Source organism: Sphingobacterium lumbrici, assembly GCF_006476045.1.
Taxonomy (GTDB): domain Bacteria; phylum Bacteroidota; class Bacteroidia; order Sphingobacteriales; family Sphingobacteriaceae; genus Sphingobacterium; species Sphingobacterium lumbrici.
The window spans coordinates 399,050-421,656 of the sequence record NZ_SRZY01000027.1 but is presented as its reverse complement, the minus strand read 5'-3'; the positions used below and the strand labels follow the sequence as shown (position 1 = coordinate 421,656).

The window sequence follows — 22,607 nt, the reverse complement described above, 5'->3', positions numbered from 1 at the left end:
GGTTGGAATTTTAGCTAAGTTTGTATAGTAAGGAAAGATTAATGAATGCTACGCAAAAACTAAATTTTTTGATCAGTAACAAAAATTTAGATTCAGATTTAAGACATATTGCCGAAAAGGTACGATCCGGTCAACGTATTACGTTTGACGAGGGTGTGATGCTATATCAAAAAGGAGAAGTAGGTTATTTAGGCGTGTTAGCGAACTACATCCGCGAAAAAAAGCATGGTAACTATACGTATTTCAACAGAAACTTTCATATCGAACCAACGAACGTATGTGTTTACGATTGTAAATTTTGTTCCTATTCACGGATGATAAAACAACGTGAAGAGGGATGGGAAATGGATGTAGACGGTATGATGGATTTGGTTAAAGGATATGACAATGAGCCTGTTACTGAAGTTCACATCACCGGAGGTGTCGTTCCTAAGCAAAATTTAGCATTCTATGCGGAGTTTTTTAAACGCTGCAAAGAACATCGCCCTGATTTACATATCAAAGGATTGACTCCGGTAGAATATTATTATATTTTCAAAAAAGCAAAATTGTCACATTATGAGGGAATGAAATATCTTCATGAATGTGGATTGGATTCTATGCCGGGTGGTGGTGCTGAAATATTTCATCCGGAGATACGTGAGCAAATAGCGCATGATAAATGTACAGCCGACCAATGGCTGGATATACACGAGCAGGCACATAAATTAGGTATGAATACCAATGCGACCATGTTGTATGGTCATATTGAAGAATTTTGGCATCGTGTGGATCACATGGAGCGTCTGCGTCAACAGCAAGATAAGACAGGAGGTTTTCAGACTTTTATTCCGCTAAAGTTTAGAAATAAGGATAACCAGATGAAAGATGTTCCGGAGGTCTCTGTTATTGAGGATTTGCGTAACTATGCAATTTCCAGAATTTACCTGGACAATTTTTCGCACATCAAAGCTTATTGGGCCATGATTTCGCGCCAGACTGCTCAATTGTCATTGGCATACGGGGTCGATGATATCGACGGAACATTGGACGATACCACCAAAATCTATAGTATGGCAGGAGCGGAGGAGCAGACACCGGCGATGAGTACAAAAGAATTGGTGCAACTGATTAAGAATGTAGGCAGGCATCCCATCGAACGTGATACATTGTATAATGTAGTAACTGATTACAGTGATTACGTATTTGAAGACGATACGAAGAAAAAATATTATTCATTACCGGTAATAAATTCATAATATACGTTGAAGAAAACATTTTACTTCATAAGACACGGACAAACAGATCTTAATTTACGTGGGATAGTGCAGGGAAGGGGAGTTAATTCTCCGCTCAATGAAAATGGTTTTCGACAGGCACAAGCATTTTTTGATGCGTATAGAGATGTACCATTTGATAAAATTTACACGTCCACATTGTTAAGAACCAAGCAAACAGTGGTTCCTTTTCTTGATTTGGGTATCCCTATGGAAGAGATTGAGGGATTGGATGAGATAAGTTGGGGTATTTATGAAGGAAAGGAACAGGACGAAGGTACTATGACAGGGTTCGAAAAAGTGATTGCATCCTGGAGAAATAATGAGCTGGATTTGAGTATTGAAGACGGGGAATCCCCTAATCAATTGGTAATACGACAGAAAGAAGCGATATCTTATATGTTGTCCCAATCGGATGAAGAAACCGTTCTCGTATGTATGCATGGTCGTGCGATGCGTATTCTGCTTTGTCACCTTACCGATTTCCCGCTCTGTCAGATGGACGAATTCCCCCATACAAATACTGCCTTATATATTCTAGATTATGAAAATGGAAGGTTTAGCGTTGTCGATTATTACAATACTAAGCATTTGGAGAATTTAGAAAATGAGTAAGATCAAAGTTTCTGCGGTAAGTTATACCAATACATTACCATTTTTACAAGGGATAAAGGCTTCACCTGTAATGAACCGGATTGATTTAAGTCTGGATCATCCCAGTATGTGTGCCCGGCGGGTGATCGATAATGAGGTAGATATGGGGATTATTCCTGTGGCTGCATTATTGGATTTATCATATTATCATATTATAGGCGATTATTGTATTGGAGCGGATGGAGAAGTAGATTCAGTATTTATTTTTTCTCAAAAGCCGATCAATGAGATCAAATCAATTCGTTTAGATAATCAATCGCGTACGTCCAATGGCTTAGCGCAAATCCTTTTAAAATACTACTGGAAAAAGGATGTAGACGTGTTGACCGAAGGAGAAGCGGATGCTTTTGTACTGATTGGTGACCGTACATTCGGGAAAAAGGAGACGATACCGTATGTGTACGACTTGGGATTCCATTGGAAGGAGTTTACGGGCTTGCCTTTTGCATTTGCGGTATGGGTAGCCAATAAGGAATTGCCTGCCGATTTTGTAGTGGAATTTAATCAGGCCTTGGCGGACGGAATTTCACATCCACAAGATGTTATTGAGGGGTTGCCGATATATGAGAACTTTGATTATCTATCTTACCTCACTGAAAAGCTGGATTTTCATCTAACACCCAAAAAGAGGGAAGCTATTCAGAAATACCTGGAATTGTATCAGACCTTGTAAAGGTAAATCGGTGTTAGACGCTGATTAAATAAGTGACGGCAAATATTCGTTGAAACAAAAAAGCTTGGAACAATCGGGCGATTTTCCAAGCTTTATAAAATAACCTCTTGATGAGGTAATCAACCTAAACCTATTGCAAATATAACGATATTATTATTTAGCGTCCAAATGTTTGAACAAAAAAAGCAATATTATTTACTTATAAGAAATTAAACTTTTGATTATCAGGAAAATAGAAAACAAAAAAAAGGTTTTCAAACGGGGAGAATGAAAACCTTTACTAACCAATTATAAACCTAAATTATGATGACACAAAGATAGTGTACATTTTACACTCTTGCAAATTTTTTTTTATTTTTTTTTAAAACGGCTCATTTATTTAAGTTTCATCCAATAGTTTTGCCAAAGGCGGATGAGAGCCGGGCTTGATCGCATACAGGAGGGCAAGTGAGCTCACCGAAGGTAAACTGTAAAGATTTCTTTATGATAGAAATCTTTACTAAGTTTGTGTAAATCTATTTAAAACTATGTTTACAGGCATTATTGAGACATTAGGAGTCGTTAAAAAAATTGAAAGGGAACAAACCAATATTCACTTGTATATCGAATCTTCTATTTCTCGGGAGCTAAAAATAGATCAAAGTGTTGCACACAACGGTGTATGCCTGACTGTGGTTGCCCTGGATGACACAACTCATCAAGTAACAGCTATTGATGAAACATTGAGCAAGACAAATCTGAAGAGCCTGAAAGAGGGAGATCTGATGAATATAGAAAGATGTACACAAGCGAATGGTCGTTTTGACGGACATATTGTACAAGGACATGTAGATCAAACTGCTATTTGTATTGAAAAAGAAGATCAGGATGGAAGTTGGTTATTTACGTTTCAATATGATTCTTCCAAAAGTAACATTACGGTAGAAAAAGGTTCTGTCACAGTAAATGGTATAAGTCTTACCGTCGTAAACTCAAAGGCTGATCGCTTTTCTGTTGCCATCATTCCTTACACAATAGAGCACACGAATCTTAAACAGGTGGAAGTGGGATCGGAAGTTAACATCGAATTCGATATTGTCGGAAAATACGTTTCAAAAATAATGGCTCTTAGAAGCTAAGAGCATTATTTTTTTGTTATTCTAAATAATGCCCCTGCCGTACCAACAACGCTCTGTACTTATTAAATACAGATGATTTAGAAACAAAACCTAGATAGTGATTATCGCTGTCGGTTACCGGAAGAATCCATACATCATCCCTATTCATTTTGGCCATCACGACTTCCATATTCTCATTTCCTCGAATGATGTCGTTAGGTTTTTGGGCAATCTGTTCGAATGTCCGACCGCTGCCTTCTTCCTCACCCAATAGTATCGAAAACAGACGTTCGCTATAAATAATCCCTAACAACTTACCCTTTACATCTACAATGGGAAAAATATTACGCTTTGAATGAATAATCTCAGATTGCCTGTCCTTTGGTGTCTCATCAGGCCGGAGGATAACAAAATTTGTTTCAATCAGATACCTTAGTTTCATCATACTGAGTACTGTTCTATCCTTGTCCTCATACGACAATAAATCGCCGGATTCTGCTAATGCTTTTGTGTAAATAGAATGCTTCATCACCGATCGATTAATTAGATAGGAAATAGATGCAACAAGCATCAAAGGTACCATCAATGTGTATCCCCCGGTGATTTCGGCTATCAAAAACATGCCTGTCAGCGGCGCGTGCATGACTCCACTAAGTGCGGCCGCCATTCCGGCCATGACAAAGTTTGGTACATTGAGCTGAATTAATCCCGTCAGATTCATACCATAAGCAAAGGCAAAACCGATAAGTCCACCCATGACAAGACTAGGGCCAAAAACCCCACCATTTCCACCACCGTTTAACGTAAATAAAACGGCAAAGGATTTTGCAAATAGCGTAAGTACGGTATAACATAAGATTACCCAGCCGATATTTCTGTAATCGGCGAACAAGCTGTTTTTTACAATAGCGTCAAAATGTCCATCCAAGATTTGCTGAATCGTTAAATAACCTTCACCATATAACGTAGGAAATAGAAAAATCATCAGCCCCAGTGAGATGCCGCTAAACCAAACCTTATTGTACGGATTCTTAATTGAGGAAAACCATTTTTTGACCACTTGACTAATCCGGGAAAAATAAATGGAGTAAACTCCAACGATGACCGCTAGTAAAATATAGAAAAACAGCGCCTCTACTGCCCAGTCCGTTACAGCCGTATGAAATAGCGGTTCACTATATAGCAATCTTGAAACAACCGCTGCCAATGCCGCGGAGATTAATAACGGAATGAAAGCAGGTATCGAAAATTCGGGCAATAATATTTCAATGGCAAAAATCATTCCTGCCACCGGACTATTGAATGCGCCCGAAATACCAGCTGCGGCACCACAAGCCAATAACATGGTCAGCTCCTTATAACTAAGACCAAAGATTCTGCCTGTATTAGAGCCAATAGCTGCTCCGCTATAGGCGATAGGTGCTTCCAATCCGGAAGATCCCCCAAATCCGACAGTAATGGCGCTGGTAATGATTTGCGAATAGATATTATGCGATTCAACCTTGCTCGATTTGCGTGAAATGGAATAGATGATCGGCGTAATACCGTGTTCGAAATTCTTTCCCTTTAGAAACTTCCGAACGTATAATACACTCAGCAGAATACCAATCAACGGAAAAATCAGATAAAAAGAGTATTTATAGTGCCAATCGACATCATCTTGTAAGGTAGAGGCGATGAAGTGAGTCATTCCTTTTAATAAAGCTGCGGCAAGTCCCCCTATAATACCCACTACGAAAGCCAGTAATACCAAAAAATTTCGATTGGAAATTTTTTGCATCCGCCATTTATTAACGCGGTTCAGCTTGAGTAGAAATTTTTCTTTCATCATATTGATAGACTAGAGATCAAAACCCATTACCTCTTTTCGCTTCTTCGATTTAAATCGCTCGGGGACAATAGCCATTATTTCATTTTTCAACGCATTGACCGCTTGTTTCTTTACAAAATTCTGAGTGGTTACTAAACTGATTTCCCTAACCGGTTCAGGTGCTTTAAAATACCGCACATGATTCAGCTGATCTTCATCGTAGTTTAGGATACTGAGCTCCGGAAGAATGGTTATTCCTTCATTGATATCGACCATTCGTTTCAATGTTTCCACACTTCCTGTGTTGTATTCAAAAGTTCCGGTAGCCGATTGATTGTGCTTGTAATTACATATATTAAGAACTTGACCACGCATACAATGTCCTTCATTTAATAACCATAACTTCTCCTTTGAGATATCTTCTACACTCACCATTTTGTTGAAATACAGGTGGCTTTTCTCCGATACGTATGCGACAAAGGTTTCATAAAATAAAGGTGTTTCCTGGATTGCATGCTCAGATAGCGGAGTAGACAGAATGCCGCAGTCTAATGCTCCGTTCTTTAGCTCCTGAACAATTCGTTCGGTAGTATATTCCCAGATTTGAAGTTGAAGTTTCGGATATTTTTTTAAAAAAGCAGTGATGACATCTGGTAGCAGATAAGGTGCTACCGTCGGAATCACTCCTATTTTAAGTTGCCCCTCTAACTCTCCTTTCTTTTCTTGTAAGATTTCGTTGATCTTTTTGCTTTCGGTAAGTACCACACGTGCCTGTAGAATGATCTTTATTCCTACCTCTGTAGGAATAACGGGTTGTCTACTCCGATCAAATATTTTGACTCCTAATGATTCTTCCAACTTTTGAATCTGCATACTCAAAGTAGGTTGTGTTACAAAGCATTTTTCGGCAGCAGCCACAAAACTTCTGTAGGTATCTACCGCTACGACATATTCTAACTGGACAAGTGTCATGATATAAATTTTAATTATACGAAGGTACAAAATATATAAGCAGGTCCAAACTGTCAGACATGGACGATAGATTTCAATCCTCATTTATGAAGTTCAATCCTAAAAGATTTTGTATTTTTGAACATTAAGTATTAAACAAATTACTATGCACATTAACTGGAAATCTACCATACTATGTACCTTTCTCTTAGGTATAGGCGTTTTTAACTATTCAGCTTCGGTTCCCGATGAGGGAATGTATCCACTTAGTGACTTGAATAGAGCTGGATTAAAAAAAGCCGGACTTAAAATAAATGAAAAAGACATCTATAATCCCGGACAAGTAGGGCTCGTAGATGCATTGGTACAGGTAAGCGGCTGTACAGGTTCATTCGTATCGGCAAATGGACTAATTATCACCAATCACCACTGCGCCTTTAGCGCTGTTCAGCTTGCTTCTACGCCTCAGTTTAATTATTTAGAAAACGGATTTGTAGCCAATTCGAGAGAACAGGAAATTGAGGCCAAAGGATTGACGATTCGCATTACAGATTCGTATGAAGATGTATCAAAGCAGATCCTTGATGCAGTTGCCACGATCGTAGACCCGGTACAGCGGATTAATACCATTAATAAAAAAAGAGCGGAAATAGCAAAACAAGCCGAAACTGCAGATCCAACCATAAAAGCAGAAGTGTCTGAAATGTTTATTGGAAAAAGCTACGTCCTTTTTCGCTATAAAACAATTGAAGATGTGCGTTTGGTTTACATTCCGCGTCAAGATATTGGTGAATTCGGTGGTGAAACGGATAATTGGGTATGGCCGCGACATACGGGAGATTTTTCATTTTTAAGAGCGTATGTGGCACCAGATGGCTCCTCTGCCAAATATTCCAAAACCAATGTCCCCTACAAACCAAAGAAACACCTCAAGATCAATCCTCAGGGTGTAAATGAAAATGATTTTGTGTTTATCCTGGGATACCCGGGCCGTACTTTCAGACACCGCCCGGCACAATATATTGAATATCAGCAAAAATATTTACTCCCCTATACTTCTGAGCTGTTTGATTTCCAAAATCAACAGATGAACCTGGCTGGAAAAGACAATAAAGCGACTGAGCTGGCACTAGCAACCCGTATTAAACGTAATGCCAATGTAATGAAGAATTACCGCGGTAAGTTGAAGGGATTACGCAATATCGACTTGATCAGTGCAAAAAAACTGGAAGATGAGGCCTTAGCACAATTTATCCATTCAAAGTCCGAATTGAAAGCCAAATACTCTTCGTTAATGCAGGATATAGATCAACATTACCAACTGGTATTTAGCGATGCTAAACGAGAATTGTGGTTTAACAATATTTATAACGGTATTCGCTTGTTGCAGGTTTCCAATGTGTTAAATTCGTTTAAACGGGCTGTAGCCCAGCGAAGTACAGATCAGGCACAGCAACAGATCTTTGATCTTAATATTGAAAAAGTTAGACAGCAACTTGATAGCTATTACGAAAGCTACCATATATCTGTAGATAAAAATATTGCAGGACACCTTTTTGCAGAAGCAGCTGCCTTTAACGGAAAGAACACGATACAATTTATAACTGCTAGAAATTTTAAATCGGCAGATGAATCAAGCAGTTTTATTCAAACTGCAATAGCGGATTCAAAATTAAACAGCAAAGAATCTGTTGTAAATGAGGTGTTAAAAGACGTGAAGTCCCTACTGGGCTATAGCGATGAGCTGTTGCGTATAGAAACGGAACTAGAGAAGGAATTGGAACCGTTTTATGCCGAACAAAAAAGAAGGGATGGCATATTGAATAAGTTAATGGGAGATTATGTTGCTGTAAAAGAACACTATCAAGACAAAAATTTCATCCCCGATGCCAATTCGACTTTGCGGTTAACTTTCGGAAATATTCGGGGATACCATCCGGTAGATGCTACTTATTTGGCTCCTTTCACAACCGTGAAAGGCCTGATCGAAAAAGGAAATTCCGGTAACGAAGAATTTGTATATCCGGCAGCGATTAAAGAGGCATGGTTGGCAAAGAACTTTGGTGCCTATTTCAAAAAAGAGTTAAACGATGTGCCCGTTAATATTTTGTATAATATGGATACTACCGGAGGAAATTCAGGTTCCCCTATTATGAACGCGTACGGTGAGCTTATAGGTGTTAATTTTGACCGTTCGTATGATGCGACTATTAATGACTTCGCGTGGAATGAGAGCTACAGCCGTTCTATCGGTGTGGATATACGGTATGTACTGTGGATAGCGGACAAAATTGATAATGCTCAATTTATTTTAAAAGAAATGGGGATATGACCGACATGAATACAATGATTATTGGGTGGACGGCTCTTTTGATTTCATTCTTATAGACTGCATATACGAATGTCTATCCTGCCGTCATCGGTTCGCTTACATGGGTTGATAAAATGGTCGACGATCGTAATCGCTATAGGAATTCCTGTGGGAACTATTTCTGCAGGATTTTTATTTGCCTTGAATTACGTAACCGATGTAAGAGAAGAAAATAAATGGCTAATCCTTTTATTACCCTTAGCTGGGTTATTAATCGTGTTGCTATATAACGTATATGGTGATCGAACCAATAAGGGTAATAATTTGATCTTAGAGGAATATTATCGTCCCTCACTACCTATTCCGGGGATTATGGCACCTTTAATTATCCTTACTACCTTACTTACTCATTTATTTGGCGGATCTGCAGGACGGGAAGGTACTGCTGTTCAATACGGCGCAACTATAGCAGATCAGTTTTCTAAACGCCTTCAGCTTACAAAAAAAGAAAGACGAATTGTATTGTGCTGTGGTATAGCGGCAGGTTTTGCTTCTTTATTCGGCACCCCTTTGGCAGCGGCTGTTTTTGCAGTCGAGCTATTCCGTGTTGGAAAATCAAGGTACCATATTCTCTTTCCCACCCTTATCACCGCTTATCTTGCACACCTAACCAGCTTGGTCTGGAATGCACCCCACATCCATTATCCCAACGTTATTATTTTAGATTTTATCACTTTTGATGTTTTGTGGATTGTAGGATTAGGACTGCTTTGTGGATTAACAGCGAGGCTGTTTATCTATTCTGGAAATCTATTCGGTCAATTATTTAAACGTATTCAGAATGCTTATCTACGTATAGTTGCAGGAAGTATATTGTTAATTATCTGCATGATCTGTCTGGGGAGTACAAAGTATATTGGTCTTGGTTTACCAACGATAGTCGATTCCTTTCAACAACCTCAAGCGCTGTATGATTTTTTTATCAAAATAGTGTTGACTACCTTGACATTAAGTATTGGTTTCAAAGGTGGAGAAGTAACGCCTTTGTTTTTCATTGGTGCGACATTGGCTAGTGCTCTATCGCTGTATATTCCGGTTGATATCATGCTGTTAACGGCGGTCGGTTTTGTTGCGGTATTTGCGGGCTCTACTAAAACTCCACTAGCCTGTGCGATTATGGCGGTAGAATTATTCGGTATCTCGGTGGGGATATACGCCTTGCTAGGGTGTTTTTCAGCGGTTGTGGTTTCCGGCCGACAAGGTATCTATCGTAGTCAGCGAAATATTAAATTCGGGAGTAAACCTGAAAGGTAAATAAAATCTTTCCTGTCAGAATCTTTATGAAATTTTCATAACTAAAGATGTGGCTGCTAATTATAATGGGTTATTTGCAGGGAATGAGACTAGATAGTGTAATGCTACGGCATGAAAAAAGGAATTAGCTCTTTATGCTAATTCCTTTAGTTTTTAAGTGTCCCCGACGAGATTCGAACTCATATCGTCAGAACCGGAATCTGAAATTCTATCCATTGAACTACGGGGACCGTTTCGCAAAAATATGACTTTTATGCGAAACCTAAACTATTATTTAATAATATAGTTATTAATGATTGTCATGGTCGTGATCTTCAACGAAATGCAATTCAAATTTTATGTCTATATCATTAGCGCCGGTAAATTTTTTATAGTCGGCATTAGACCAATCGGTTTTTGTATCGATATTGGTCTTAACACCCGGATTAAGGTGACGCATGATATAATTTAACGTAAATTTATTTGTTTCTTTTAGTACCGTGAAATACCCTTGTACACCTACTTTGGCTTTTGTGCCATCTGTTTTAACATCAGCGTATTGTACGTGGAGTGATTCCGCAGGAGCTCCTAAAATAAAAGCGTAATGAATATCGTCACGGTCTACAAAAGTTTGCTGTGTTTCGCGACCGGCAAAATCCAGCATTTTAATATTGAAACGATATGACTTGCCGACTTCTAGATCAACGTGTTCACCTGCAGCCGGAAGCAAGTTCGTTCCTGAGAAGGTAATACTCTCTACCTCCGGATTATCAATGTCATGGTAGTCGTAATGATCACCGTGTGCCTCAGCCTCTACTTCGGTAAAGGTAATTGTCAAGCCGCTCACTTCTTCTTGATCTACTTCGGGAGTTGGATTGTCTTTTGAACACGCCTGGAACAATAATGGAAACGCTATTAAAATTAAATATATTTTTTTCATGTCTATGTTCTTAAAAATTATAAGATAATCGAATGGAATAGTTTCTGCCGAGCTGATGAGCGTAATAGCGGAATCTATCCATGTAATCTTTGTACAGTTTGTTTGTTAAATTATCGATACTAAAGATCATTCCAACCGTATTCGATTTTAAATGAAATTGAGTTCCTGCCGTAAAATCGAGTAAATGATAAGCCTTCGGCGGAGCTGTGTAGTCTGAATTGGCTTTGTATCTGGACTGTTGCGCTACGAATCGATGACTAAATTTGACATAAGAAGATTTCAGCAATTGTTTGTCTTGAAAATTATGCTGAAGATAGTGTGTAAACCTGTCCGAAGGAATATAGGGAAGGTATTCTTTCGTCGTTGTATTGATGGCTTTGACAATTGATGCCGACACGCCATAGTCGAATGTCTCGACGAAGTGATACGACAGCTTGAGGTCAGCACCATAAAAAAAGGCGTTGTCTTGGGTGTACGCATATAATGGGAATGTGCCCCTAATGGTTTGCCTTACAGAGTCTGGATTGGGATTAGCATAGATGTAGTCGGTAATATATTGTCCGAAGAGATCTAAACCAATGTTTATTTTTTCTGCTTTATCTTTATACAACAACGAATTTACCCATTTCAATCCTTTTTCACTTCGAAGGTCTGTATTTCCTACTTCGTAGGAGCCACTCCCATGATGTACGCCATCACTATATAGTTCATTGGCCGATGGAGCCCGCCAAGCTAATCCTAAATTGCTTTTCCAGTTCAGGTTTGACAAGAAATGATACAGTAACCCTACAGTTCCCGAGACATTGTGAAAATATCGTGTATCCTCTAACAGGTACTGATTCAAGGAGCCGTTTGCATTTGGTCTGTCATAATCGTAGCGGTATCCTGCGACATCAAAGTACCTGTAATCGTAGCGTAAACCTACTTCAAAATGGTATTTAGCTAAATGGAACTGCTGTATGCCAAAAACGCCAAAGGTGTAATTATCAAAATTGGGTATAATAGGTGTAGTGCCTGTACCTGCCGTATTGTTATGTACTTGCAAATTTGCACTTATGCCCACGGTAGATTTATGGTGTGTGTAAGAAGCATCAAGTGATTGGGTCGTCAATACCATGTCTGCCATAGGCGTATCATCACTTTCTATTCGGCGCAAATCAAATTCTTGCCGATGATTGCGTTGAAAACTATACTGCGCTTCCAGTTCGCCGCCATTATTCGTCTGGTGAGACCAATTTAGTTTGGCCAAGTCGTGCGCAACTCGCTGCCGGGGAGCTGTAATCTTATAGGAGAAATCGTAACTTTCGAAAGGTTTTCCATTTTCTATCCGGGCATATATATCTTCAATAGTACCAATGTGCGCACCATAAAAGATACCAAGATCTGTTCCGAAATGACTGGAATATGCAGAGAGTTTTCCCTGAGGCAGGATATATTCCACGTATCCGTCATAATTTAGCTCTTTTGCACCGGTATTGCCGAGGTAATAGTCCGCAGTTTTGGTATTACCACTTCCTTTACCGGAAGCTGAGACTCTCCATCCGAAGTTATTGAAATGCCCTTCTAATCTAGCATGTCCTCCCAGTCCTTTGCCGTTGCTATTTCCTATTAAATTTATACGGCCTGCGATTGCTTTTTCATAGTCAATAGGGGCAGGACTGGTTAGTACCACTCCAGCCAATGCATCAGCACCGTAACGCACCCCTTGAGCTCCTTTTATTACCTCAATCTTATCCGACATAAAGGGGTCAATTTCAGGCGCATGTTCTACACCCCATTGTTGACCTTCTTGTCGTACACCATTGTTTAATAGTACAATACGATTGCTATGTAAGCCATTAATTATTGGCTTTATAATGTTACTTCCTGTAGCTAATGTCGTGACTCCCGCTATCTCAGCAAGTGCATCTGCAAATACTTTACCTTTTGATTCTGCTAATTGCTGAGCAGTCAAACTGTGTGTGCTGCTGGTCAATGTAGACGATTTATAACCGACTATCTTGATGTCTTCTATATGGATGTGTTCGATATCCAAAGCAACGTTAATACTGGTGTCGCGATGCAGGTAGATTTCCATTTCCAGCACCTGATAGCTGATATGCTCTACGCGTACCGTATAATATCCAGGGCATAGATTTTTTAGATTAAAGATCCCTTTTCCCTTAGATATACCCCGACTTTGATTAGATATGGATATCAAGGCCCCATCTATTGCTTTGTTTGTTGTTTTATCTATAACTTGCCCAGTCAATAGGATTTTACAATCCTTTTCTTGCGCATGAAGTATAACAGAAACAAATAGAAAGAGGCACGCTATTACTATTTTATTCATTCTAGAATATTTTCTTCTTATTTCTCGATTTTACGGCTATTATTAGTGATTAAGAAGTTGTAATGGAGGGCCCTTATTGCTAAGAGGGAAAGAATATCCTATGAATAGTGAATTGTAATTTACGGCTGCAAAAATACGGCCATAGTTAATTTCTACAGGTGATAAATAAATCGCATGACAAACAGGTGCTGTCGTCTGTGAAAAGAGAATCTGATAACAGATGGCGCAACTGTCGTGGTCGTCGTCATGATGTGCTTCTGCATCACATGTGTGATGTTTTTCCTGATGTGAATGGTTATATTGAATTAAGTTTGAACACAATAAGGTGCAAACCAATACTAAAGCCAAGTATGTTTTTAGTGCTTTCAATAAGACAAAGATATGTTAAATGCAACAATGATGCAAATTAAAATATAGGTTGATACCTTTATGATCTTGGATGAAATTGTGTAATGACAGATTGCAGGTACTCTTTATCAATATGTGTGTAGATTTCAGTCGTTGTGATGCTTTCATGTCCGAGCATATCCTGTACTGCCCGGAGGTCGGCTCCGCCTTCTACCAGATGTGAAGCAAAACTATGTCTGAAGGTATGTGGACTTATCTCTTTTTTTAAACCGATTTTGTGGGCCAGATCTTTAACAATAATAAATACCATGACCCTAGAGAGGGGAGCGCCGCGACGATTCAAAAAAACAAAATCTTCTTTTCCTGATTTTATGGCCTGATGTACACGTATGTCATCCATATAGATTTTTAAATATTTGCTAGCCTGCTGTCCGATGGGGATAAGTCTTTCCTTGTTACCTTTGCCTTCCACTTTGATAAACTCTACATCAAGGAAAAGATTTGAAATCTTTAAACTGATGAGTTCTGATACCCGAAGTCCGCAACCGTATAAGACTTCTATTATGGCCTTGTTACGCATGCCTTCAGGCTTGGATAAATCTATGGCATTGATTAATGAATCGATCTCTTCAATATTCAATACAGAAGGCATTTTACGCGCTATTCGAGGGTGGGTAATGAGTTCGCATGGATTAGTCGCGAGGTCATATTCTATCTGTAAGAAATTAAAAAAGGTCTTTAGTCCGGACAAGAGGCGAGCTTGGGTAAAAGGAGATAGGGCGAACTCATCGATCCACAGCAAAAAGTGCTGGATGTGTTGTGGGGTTAACTTTTCAATCTCCAGATTTAGGTTTTCACAATACACTTCCAATTTATGCACGTCATTTAGATAGGCATAAATAGAATTTCCGCTAAGGTTGCGTTCAAATTCTAAATAGCGTTTAAAATCCTTTTTTGTCGTCTGCCAATTCATTCTACGAAGTTAAAAAATGTGAAATTATTATCCGGCCGTATTCTTTATAAATAATTAATCCTAAATTGGCGACATTAACTTTACATTGCATGAAATTATTAAAACCATTAGCGGTAGCATTCCTATTACCCGCTACTTTTGTTTCTGTTGATGCCAACATCGGCTCTACCTCTAAAATTCATTCTATAGCAAAGGTAATTCTGTCTCAAGATAGTATTTCTTTGGACAAAACATTGCCATTTGATAATGAAGTATTGGTGGGTACGCTTAAAAATGGCTTTAAATACTATATCCGTAGAAATGTTGAACCGGAGAAAAGGGTAACGATGTACCTAGGTATAAAGGTTGGATCAATTCTGGAGACAGATGAAGAGCAGGGATTAGCTCACTTTTTAGAGCACATGAATTTCAATGGATTAAAGCATTTTCCAAAAAATGAGTTGGTCAATTATTTACAAAAGGCGGGGGTGCGTTTTGGAAGTGATTTGAACGCACATACAGGATTTGATGAAACGGTATATAAGCTCCCTATCCCTTCGGATGATCCGGAATTATTGAAAAACGGACTTCAAGTGATGCGTGATTGGGCTCAGGATGCCCTTTTGGATACGGAAGAAATTGATAAAGAACGCGATGTCATCATGGAAGAAATGCGTGGCAGTCGTGGTGCTAATCAACGTATGCGCGACAAGTTTCTTCCGGTATTGCTAAACGGATCACTATATTCGAAGCGTCTACCGATTGGTACAGAAGAAATAGTGACGACTTTTAAACCTGAATTAATCCGGGAATTTCATAAGAAATGGTATAGACCGGATTTGCAATCTCTAATTATAGTTGGTGATATCGATGTGGCTCAGATAGAGAAAGAAGTTATCCGTCTTTTTTCGGACATGACATCTCCGGCAAAGCCCGAAGTACGTAAGGAGTATAAGGTAGATTTATTGAATAAAAATCAGTTTATCGTAGTTGCCGATCCAGAGATGCAACATACTGTTGGGCAGATCATCATCAAGCATCGGGAAGAGAAAGTAAAAACGGTACGCGATTATAGAAGCGCTTTGTTAAAAAATGTATTTAATCAACTTATTAACTCACGGCTTCGTGAATTGAGTCAGCAGGCTAATCCTCCTTTTTTACAGGGACAGGTTAGTATCGGTTCTCTTTTTGGTGGTTTGGATAATATGTCTTTATTATTTGTCGCTAACCCCGGTAAATTTGATTTGGGACTCAAAACCTTAGTCCGCGAAATGGAACGTTTTGAAAAATATGGTTTTACGGAGACTGAGTTCCAACGTGTAATATCTTCTATTGCCAAGGGAAATGAAATATCTTATATAGAGCGTGATAAGAAGAAATCTGACGTTTACGTAGAGAGTTACCTGCGTAATTTCATTGATGACGCTCCTTCACTGAGTAATGAAGATCGTTATCAATTGACGAAACAGCTTTTACCTACGCTGACGTTAAAAGAGGTGGAAAATGTAGGCAAGAAATTCTATGCCGATGTAAATAGAGATGTAATTATCATGGCTCCTGAAAAAGATAAGGCATTGCTACCTACGGAGGATGTGATGAATGCGTGGATTTCTGAGGTTAAAAAAGAGGATATCATTGCGTACGAGGATAAAGTTTCGGAATTACCTTTATTGACAAAGCAGCCTGCTAAAGGGGTTGTGACCGCTACTAGAAACATTAATGGCCTTGATGCGAAAGAAATTGTGCTGAGTAATGGCGTAAAAGTAATCTTGAAGCCAACAACGTTCAAAAACGATCAAATCTTGATTTCGGCTTTCAGTCCGGGGGGTACGTCCTTATATCCTGATGCTGAATATATGACAGCCTCTAATGCTTCCGGTTTTGTAAATGGAAGTGGTGTAGGACAGTTGAATGCCATAGAGCTTCGGAAGTATTTAACCGGTAAGCATGTAAACGTTTCTCCTTATATTTCAGAGCGAAGCGAAGGTATAAGTGGTTCTACAGATAAAGAAGGATTGAAGACTGCTTTTGAATTGATCTATGGTTATTTCACCGAGCCGCGGTTGGATGATGATATCTTTCAAAGTGGTATCGCACGTACGTTGTCTTCTATGGAGAATCGGGAAGATAATCCGGATTTCGTGTACTCAGATATGATGCTCAAAAGTCTGTATGGCGATAATATCCGCAGGATAGTGCCTGCTCCGGAAAAAATTAAAACTATTAATCAACAACGTGCTTTAGAAATTTACCGAGAGCGCTTTGCGGATGCTTCAGATTTCACCTTCATTATCGTTGGATCATTTACCGAAGAGGAAGTTAAGCCTTATTTGGAACAATATCTAGCGGCATTGCCTTCTATTTCCCGAAAAGAAGAGGCTAGAAATTTGGGAATACTAGAACCAAATAAAGGTTTTGAAAAAATTGTTCATAAAGGTAAGGAAGAAAAAGTCATGGTACAATTAAAATATTATGGCGATTACGATTATTCAGAAAAAGAAAACCTGAATTTTGATGCACTGGAAAGTGTGCTGTCTATCAAACTAACAGAGCGGTTAAGAGAAGATGAAGGTGGTGTATATGGTACCGGTGCACGAGGCTCTTCCAGTAAGTATCCTATCGGACGTTACAGCTTTTCAGTAGGATTTGGTACTAGTGTAGATAAGTATCAATCGCTGATTAATTCAGCGTTGGATGAAATCAATAAAGTGAAGAAAGATGGTCCTACGCAAATAGATTTAGATAAATTTATTATCGAACAAAAGCGTCAGTTGGAAATACAACTTCGGGAAAATACATTTTGGATGGGACAGATTGCCGGTGCCTACCAAAATAATGAAGACCCGACTTACATCCTACGTTATCTGGAAGAATTGGATAAATTGACGATTGATTCGGTTAAAGAAGTGGCTAATAAATACCTCAAGGAGGATCGGTTATTTAAGTTTATTCTCTTGCCGGAGACGGGTAATTAGTGACGGGTGACTGGTGACGGGTAATTAGTGACTAGTAATTAGTGACTGGGAGTTAGCTTGGTATCTACGTTCTATTCCATTTTAGGAATAGAACGTAGATACCAAGCTTCCTTTTTCGATGTCTTTTAGGACTGTAATAGATCTGGGCATCCGTTCTTTCAGTTCCTCTACATGAGATATAATACCTACGACACGATTTTCTTGGTGAAGGTATTGCAACGTGTCGAATACGGTATTGATGCTTTCGTTGTCCTGTGTTCCGAAACCTTCGTCAATAAAGAAAAAGTTTTTATCTGCTTTGTTCATGGATTGAATGTTCTCTGCTAAAGCCAGTGCCAGACATAGTGAAGCCTGGAATCCCTGCCCCCCGGAAAGTGTCTTGACTGATCGGCGGTAACCGTTATTCAGAAAATCAATGACCTCAAACTCGTTGCTGTCATTAATACTCAGGCTCAATTGGTTTTTTGTAAGGCGGTGGAAACGTTGATTGGCTATTTCGCAAAGCCGTTCTAAATGGATGCCGGATACGTAGTTTACAAAGCCATTTCCTTTAAACATCCTGGCTAATGTTTCTAGATTTTCTTTCCGCGTATTGACTTTTTCGAATTCTGTAAGCAGTTTTGTTTTCTTTTCGAATTCTTCCAGGAGACGCTGAAATTCTGTTTCCAAGGCACCTGTAAGGGTAAGTTGAAGTTCTAATTCTTCTTTCTTTATTCGATATAAGGTTTCTGTCTCTTCAAACAATTGATCTGTAAATCCCTCATTACCGGTTATATTCTTCAGTTCTGTAATCCGGTTCCGCAATGCAGAGATCTGAATGTAATGGTTCTGGATTTTCATTCGATATTGATCAACGGGCAGATTTTTGTTGATGACGAATTGAACTTCTGTTATGTCATTATAGCCAAATGATGTCAACAGCAGATTTATTTTCGATTGTATTTCGCCGAGTTGGGTATTTACAAGCGTATATTGCTCATAACTTTCGCCATATTGGCCCGATATGGAAGCAAGTTTACTGTGCAGCTCATTTATAGATTTATTGAGTAATTGATACTCTTCCTCAGTGTGAACTATCTTCTGCTCAATTTTGGCGGCAATAGCTGGATATTGTTCTGCCGGGATCTGGAGAAGTTCGTAGACGTTTAAAACACGCAACTGATTTGTGTTTTGTTGGATATTGGATTCGAGAATCTTAATGTCATTGCTGAGTTCGGCTAAGGATTTCTCATACTTCAATACCTTCTCGTGTGTTGACAGGGTTTCATCACGAAGGTTTTTTATGTGTATTTCTTTTTGTTTGATATCGTTTTCCAGTCCTTGAAGTGTTTGCTTTTTGGTATTAAACGTACCTCTGTCATCGCTATCAAAGTCTTTCCATTTGAATTCATTGGCGTGAGATGCTAATTTGTTTGCCTGGATTGTTAATTCATTTTTGAGTTCATCGTGTAGTTTCATTTTGTCAGAACGTAGTGTTGCGGCTTTTGTAAACTGCTGAAGTTTTTTATTATTTGCCGTTTCATTTAATTGGAGATCTGCTTTCAAGCTTAATACCTGATTTAAGTGCTCTGTTACGTCCTCTGCATGCATGGGCGCGGGATGGTCGAGTGACCCGCACAAAGGGCAATTTTCGCCATCGTGCAGATTCTGAACGTATTGACTAAGTTCTTGTTTTAGCCGCCAATCAGATTCTTCTTTCGCCAGTTCGGATAGCTTTTGCTGACATCGTTGAATAGCTGAATAAAGTTGCTGTTCCCAATTAATGATGTCCAATTTCGCATCTATAAATTGATTTTCCAGTTCATGAATCTGAGATTGATTCAGTTCAAACTTTCCCTGTAGCTCTTTCTTTAATTTTTCGACAGAATCCTTGGTTTGGTACCAATTCTCTATGGCTAGAAGTTCACTGGTATCCATTCTTTTGTTTTTTAGGATTTCCAGCTTGTTTTCTTCCTCTTCAAGGTTATTAATTAATAGGGCTTCCCGCTCTTTTGTTTCTTTTACGATCGGCTGTCCCTTTTCTAACCTATTTTGTACCTCCACCTTTTTTCTCTCTAATTCCGTATTTGTAATTAAGAGTTTGTAGTCTTCAATCTGCTTTTTGAATACGTTAATTTGATTAAAATCGGGCAATAGATGAGCAAGTTTTTCCTCGTTGGCTGTTAATTGTTGTTGTAAGCTGAGTTTTTGTTCTTTGAGGTTTTGTATTTTGATGACTAGCGTTTCTTTTCCTGTTGTCAGTTGATGTAGATGGTTTAAGGCTTCCTTGAAATTCGAAACGGTTTTCTCGAATTGCGAAATTTCTTCTTCCATTTTCCTGATCGAATCCGATTGTTGTTCAAGGGTAGTTAGTTCCAGTTCCTTATTCGCCAGATCTTTTTTGTCCTGCTGGATATCAACCAGCTTTTGGTACCGTTCTTCAAGGGATTTGTGTTCTTTCTTTACGTGTGAAAGAGAAGACTTTGCATCGTTTAATGTTATTTTTTTAGATTCAATGATCGCTGCAGTCACTTCTTCGAAGCCTGTTAATGCACCACGCAGGTTTTCCAATTTTTTATTGTTTTCTGCTTGAAGAAAGGAAACCTTTGGGCCGAGGTCATATTTATTGAGATAGAAAATTTCTTTCATCATTTCTGAGCGATCTTTTCCACCCAGTTCTAAAAATTCTTTAAACTTTCCCTGCGGAATGATGATCGTTCGTCGAAAGTTGGGATAGGAGAGGTTAGTTACCAAAGTGCCGTCAGCAGATTCCATAGGAATCCATTGGTTTTCTTTCCATTCGTAAGCAAGTCTTTCGATTGCCGTAATGTCTTCAAAGCGTTTTCTGCGTTTCCACTGTGCTACAAAGCGGAATTTTCGCTGTTCAAAATTGATGAAATCAAAAACAATCGTGGCCCCATTGGACTTTAGATTGAGCATGTTGTAGGCTCTTTTGTCGGCTTTATTTAACCGTTCGGTATCGCCATACAATGCAAAGCTAATCGCTTCTAAAATAGAAGATTTTCCCGAACCGACAGCGCCAAAAATACCAAACAGCCCTGCCTCCGTAAGCTTGGTGAAATCAACCTCCTGTTTTTCCTGGTAGGAATATAACCCTTCGATGCTTAAGTATAATGGTAACATAATTATTCTTCTATTTCTTTCGTATTTGTCACGACCTCTTTAAATAAGTTCAGGATTTCTGTATTTGGCTCCTGTCCATATTTACTTTTAAAATAATCCCTAAACAGATCGTCCATATCCTGGTCCAGATTCACAGATACTTTTTGATTATTTGTTAGTTCTTGTTGTTTGACGACAGGAATAATATGAATAATGCCATCGTGGGATTCATGAATTCGCTTGAGATCAGGGGAAGAGATAAAAGTGTCACTTACTAAGGTCAATTCAATCAAAGTATAGGGGTTGGCATGTAACCATTCTACCGCCTCGTCCACGCGCTCAAACCGTTTTCGGTACAGTTTTCGGCCTTTCGTCAATGATTTAGTTTCGTATCGCGCGGCGGTATCTGGTTCGATATGTACGATAACGACTTTCTTTTCCTGCCCGGCCTCAGAGAAGGAATAGGGTAACGGTGAACTGGGGTACACGACAGGAGCAGTATGACCCCCAATATTTTGATGACGGTGTAAATGACCTAGCGCCGTATATTGCACTTGGTGTGGTATCTGATCGGAATATACGATATCTGCATTTCCTATTTTTATTGGTTTTTCACCTTCAGGTTCTTCTAAAATTTCTCCTCCACGTTTCAACATATATAAATGCGCTGTGAGTATATTGACTCCTGCCGAATCACAATATTCATCGGCTAGTGTTTGCCAGCTTTTGTGCAATAACTCATTCAGGCTTTCGGCTTTGTCTCCTAATCCTAAGTATTGTTTAAGACGTAATTCATTGGCATAAGCCGTGCTAAGAATACGAATAGGATAGGGTAGGTGAGGTAGTTTTATCTCCATAAATCCGGCATCCGATCTGGTAATCTCAAATCCGCTTTCCAGTTGAAAAGGTTTGACTACGGCATTCGGATAGCCGATAAAAATAATACCACAAGCTCTGGCCAATGGATCGGGTGAATCAATCCGATCGGGCGAATCATGGTTGCCGGCTATCGCGATTACAGGGCGTCTGCCATTATTGGTCAGCCTTTTTAAAGACTGATATAGCAACTCTGTGGCTTCTACGGGAGGATTGAAGGCATCAAATAAATCTCCCGCGACAACAACCATATCCACATCTTCGATGTCAGCTATCTCACAAATTTCCTGAATAACCTCTTTTTGTTCTTCAATCCGTGAAAAAAAATCTAAACGTTTGCCCAAATGCCAGTCTGCTGTGTGTAATATCTTCATGCTTATTGTTCGATAGAACTTTGGAAAGTTAAAAATACGGAATTTATTTAGCCTTTCTTATCGGAATGTCCTAAATCCTTCTGTGGATTTACCTTGTCTCTTATCAATTGTTTTAACTCCTTTATTTCCGGAAATCGACCTTCCCTTTTACGATCAAAAATTAAGGTATCATCAATTGAAATCTGATATCTACCGCTTACTTCACTTGGGATTAGCAGTATTCCATATACGTCGTCGGTAAAAGTGGTTAAAAGCTCTTGTGCCATATAAGCAGCTCTGAGCATCCATCCGCATTTGGGGCAATATTCTATTTTAATTGTCGGGTTCATATACTAACTTAACTAAAATCATCCATAACATCCATAAATTGTTTCTGAAAATTTTCTTACTTTCGTCGTTATATGGTAAAATTCCAATTCATGTTCTTGTTGTTGGTTGTCTGCTTTGTTAAGGCAAATGCGCAATTGCAAGCTATTACAGAAGGTAGGACGCACGGGAGCGTAGAACGGCTATTTCATCAAGATAAAATCTATGAGTGGATGTTTTCGTATTCCAAAGAAGAGGAAATGAAGCGATATTTTAGTAAGAAGAGGGCAAGTTGGACTCCTCCTGTGTTTAAGAATGAATTTATAAATTAACATGAAATAAATAAGGGTTTAGATA

The 22,607-nt window shown here is 39.0% G+C and carries 17 protein-coding genes and 1 tRNA gene; 8 read left to right on the top strand and 10 right to left on the bottom strand.

Translation table 11 applies throughout. The features are described 5' to 3' along the window. Nucleotides 1-41 precede the first annotated feature (41 nt). The 4 genes from mqnE to E4F24_RS09600 all read left to right on the top strand — a co-directional run bounded on the left by mqnE (nucleotide 42) and on the right by E4F24_RS09600 (nucleotide 3,701). Nucleotides 42-1,238 carry an aminofutalosine synthase MqnE gene (gene mqnE / locus E4F24_RS09615; protein ID WP_140938471.1) on the top strand — a complete coding sequence of 399 codons (1,197 nt, stop codon included), beginning with the start codon at nucleotides 42-44 and terminating at the stop codon, nucleotides 1,236-1,238. Between the two features lie 6 nt (nucleotides 1,239-1,244). Further along, entirely contained in the window at nucleotides 1,245-1,871 is a 627-nt protein-coding gene (locus E4F24_RS09610) for a histidine phosphatase family protein (RefSeq protein WP_140938470.1), read from the top strand. Beyond that, nucleotides 1,864-2,583 (top strand): menaquinone biosynthetic enzyme MqnA/MqnD family protein, encoded by a 720-nt coding sequence (locus tag E4F24_RS09605; protein WP_140938469.1) that lies wholly within the window; start codon nucleotides 1,864-1,866, stop codon nucleotides 2,581-2,583. Before E4F24_RS09610 ends, E4F24_RS09605 begins: the two co-directional genes overlap by 8 nt. Nucleotides 2,584-3,110: 527 nt before the next feature. Continuing rightward, on the top strand, nucleotides 3,111-3,701 hold the full coding sequence (locus tag E4F24_RS09600) for a riboflavin synthase (protein WP_140938468.1): 591 nt from the start codon (nucleotides 3,111-3,113) through the stop codon (nucleotides 3,699-3,701). 16 nt (nucleotides 3,702-3,717) lie between these two features. On the opposite strand, the gene E4F24_RS09595 is transcribed toward E4F24_RS09600, so the two are convergent. After that, entirely contained in the window at nucleotides 3,718-5,511 is a 1,794-nt protein-coding gene (locus E4F24_RS09595; RefSeq protein WP_235891193.1) for a chloride channel protein, read from the bottom strand. Between the two features lie 9 nt (nucleotides 5,512-5,520). Continuing rightward, nucleotides 5,521-6,462, bottom strand: coding sequence for a hydrogen peroxide-inducible genes activator (locus tag E4F24_RS09590; RefSeq protein ID WP_140938467.1), 942 nt, complete (start codon nucleotides 6,460-6,462; stop codon nucleotides 5,521-5,523). 145 nt (nucleotides 6,463-6,607) lie between these two features. Here E4F24_RS09590 and E4F24_RS09585 point away from each other — a divergent pair, with 145 nt between their 5' ends. Continuing rightward, complete coding sequence (locus E4F24_RS09585; RefSeq protein ID WP_140938466.1) at nucleotides 6,608-8,773, top strand: S46 family peptidase; 2,166 nt, start codon at nucleotides 6,608-6,610, stop codon at nucleotides 8,771-8,773. Between the two features lie 69 nt (nucleotides 8,774-8,842). Continuing rightward, nucleotides 8,843-10,066 (top strand): chloride channel protein, encoded by a 1,224-nt coding sequence (locus E4F24_RS09580; RefSeq protein WP_140938465.1) that lies wholly within the window; start codon nucleotides 8,843-8,845, stop codon nucleotides 10,064-10,066. 158 nt (nucleotides 10,067-10,224) lie between these two features. On the opposite strand, the gene E4F24_RS09575 is transcribed toward E4F24_RS09580, so the two are convergent. The 5 genes from E4F24_RS09575 to xerD all read right to left on the bottom strand — a co-directional run bounded on the left by E4F24_RS09575 (nucleotide 10,225) and on the right by xerD (nucleotide 14,638). Then, nucleotides 10,225-10,296, bottom strand: a tRNA-Arg gene (locus E4F24_RS09575). A 59-nt stretch (nucleotides 10,297-10,355) separates the two neighbouring features. Then, nucleotides 10,356-10,985 (bottom strand): hypothetical protein, encoded by a 630-nt coding sequence (locus E4F24_RS09570; RefSeq protein ID WP_140938464.1) that lies wholly within the window; start codon nucleotides 10,983-10,985, stop codon nucleotides 10,356-10,358. A gap of 10 nt (nucleotides 10,986-10,995) precedes the next feature. Beyond that, nucleotides 10,996-13,317, bottom strand: a complete 2,322-nt coding sequence (locus tag E4F24_RS09565) for a TonB-dependent receptor (RefSeq protein ID WP_140938463.1) — start codon at nucleotides 13,315-13,317, stop codon at nucleotides 10,996-10,998. Nucleotides 13,318-13,359: 42 nt separating this feature from the next. After that, nucleotides 13,360-13,686, bottom strand: a complete 327-nt coding sequence (locus tag E4F24_RS13795; RefSeq protein WP_181182424.1) for a hypothetical protein — start codon at nucleotides 13,684-13,686, stop codon at nucleotides 13,360-13,362. Nucleotides 13,687-13,744: 58 nt separating this feature from the next. Next, nucleotides 13,745-14,638, bottom strand: coding sequence for a site-specific tyrosine recombinase XerD (xerD, locus tag E4F24_RS09560; protein ID WP_140938462.1), 894 nt, complete (start codon nucleotides 14,636-14,638; stop codon nucleotides 13,745-13,747). An 89-nt stretch (nucleotides 14,639-14,727) separates the two neighbouring features. Between xerD and E4F24_RS09555 the strand changes: the two genes are divergently transcribed. Then, nucleotides 14,728-17,592 carry a M16 family metallopeptidase gene (locus E4F24_RS09555; RefSeq protein WP_140938461.1) on the top strand — a complete coding sequence of 955 codons (2,865 nt, stop codon included), beginning with the start codon at nucleotides 14,728-14,730 and terminating at the stop codon, nucleotides 17,590-17,592. An 81-nt stretch (nucleotides 17,593-17,673) separates the two neighbouring features. On the opposite strand, the gene E4F24_RS09550 is transcribed toward E4F24_RS09555, so the two are convergent. The 3 genes from E4F24_RS09550 to E4F24_RS09540 are packed head-to-tail and all read right to left on the bottom strand — an operon-like array spanning nucleotide 17,674 to nucleotide 22,273. Continuing rightward, nucleotides 17,674-20,715 carry an SbcC/MukB-like Walker B domain-containing protein gene (locus E4F24_RS09550; protein ID WP_140938460.1) on the bottom strand — a complete coding sequence of 1,014 codons (3,042 nt, stop codon included), beginning with the start codon at nucleotides 20,713-20,715 and terminating at the stop codon, nucleotides 17,674-17,676. A gap of 2 nt (nucleotides 20,716-20,717) precedes the next feature. Next, nucleotides 20,718-21,944, bottom strand: a complete 1,227-nt coding sequence (locus E4F24_RS09545; RefSeq protein WP_140938459.1) for a metallophosphoesterase family protein — start codon at nucleotides 21,942-21,944, stop codon at nucleotides 20,718-20,720. Nucleotides 21,945-21,991: 47 nt separating this feature from the next. Then, nucleotides 21,992-22,273: an Rdx family protein gene (locus E4F24_RS09540; protein WP_140938458.1), complete on the bottom strand. Its 282-nt coding sequence runs from the start codon at nucleotides 22,271-22,273 to the stop codon at nucleotides 21,992-21,994. A gap of 72 nt (nucleotides 22,274-22,345) precedes the next feature. Here E4F24_RS09540 and E4F24_RS09535 point away from each other — a divergent pair, with 72 nt between their 5' ends. Further along, the gene (locus E4F24_RS09535; RefSeq protein ID WP_140938457.1) at nucleotides 22,346-22,582 is read left to right on the top strand and encodes a hypothetical protein; all 237 of its coding nucleotides are present in this window, start codon (nucleotides 22,346-22,348) and stop codon (nucleotides 22,580-22,582) included. Nucleotides 22,583-22,607: the final 25 nt, after the last annotated feature.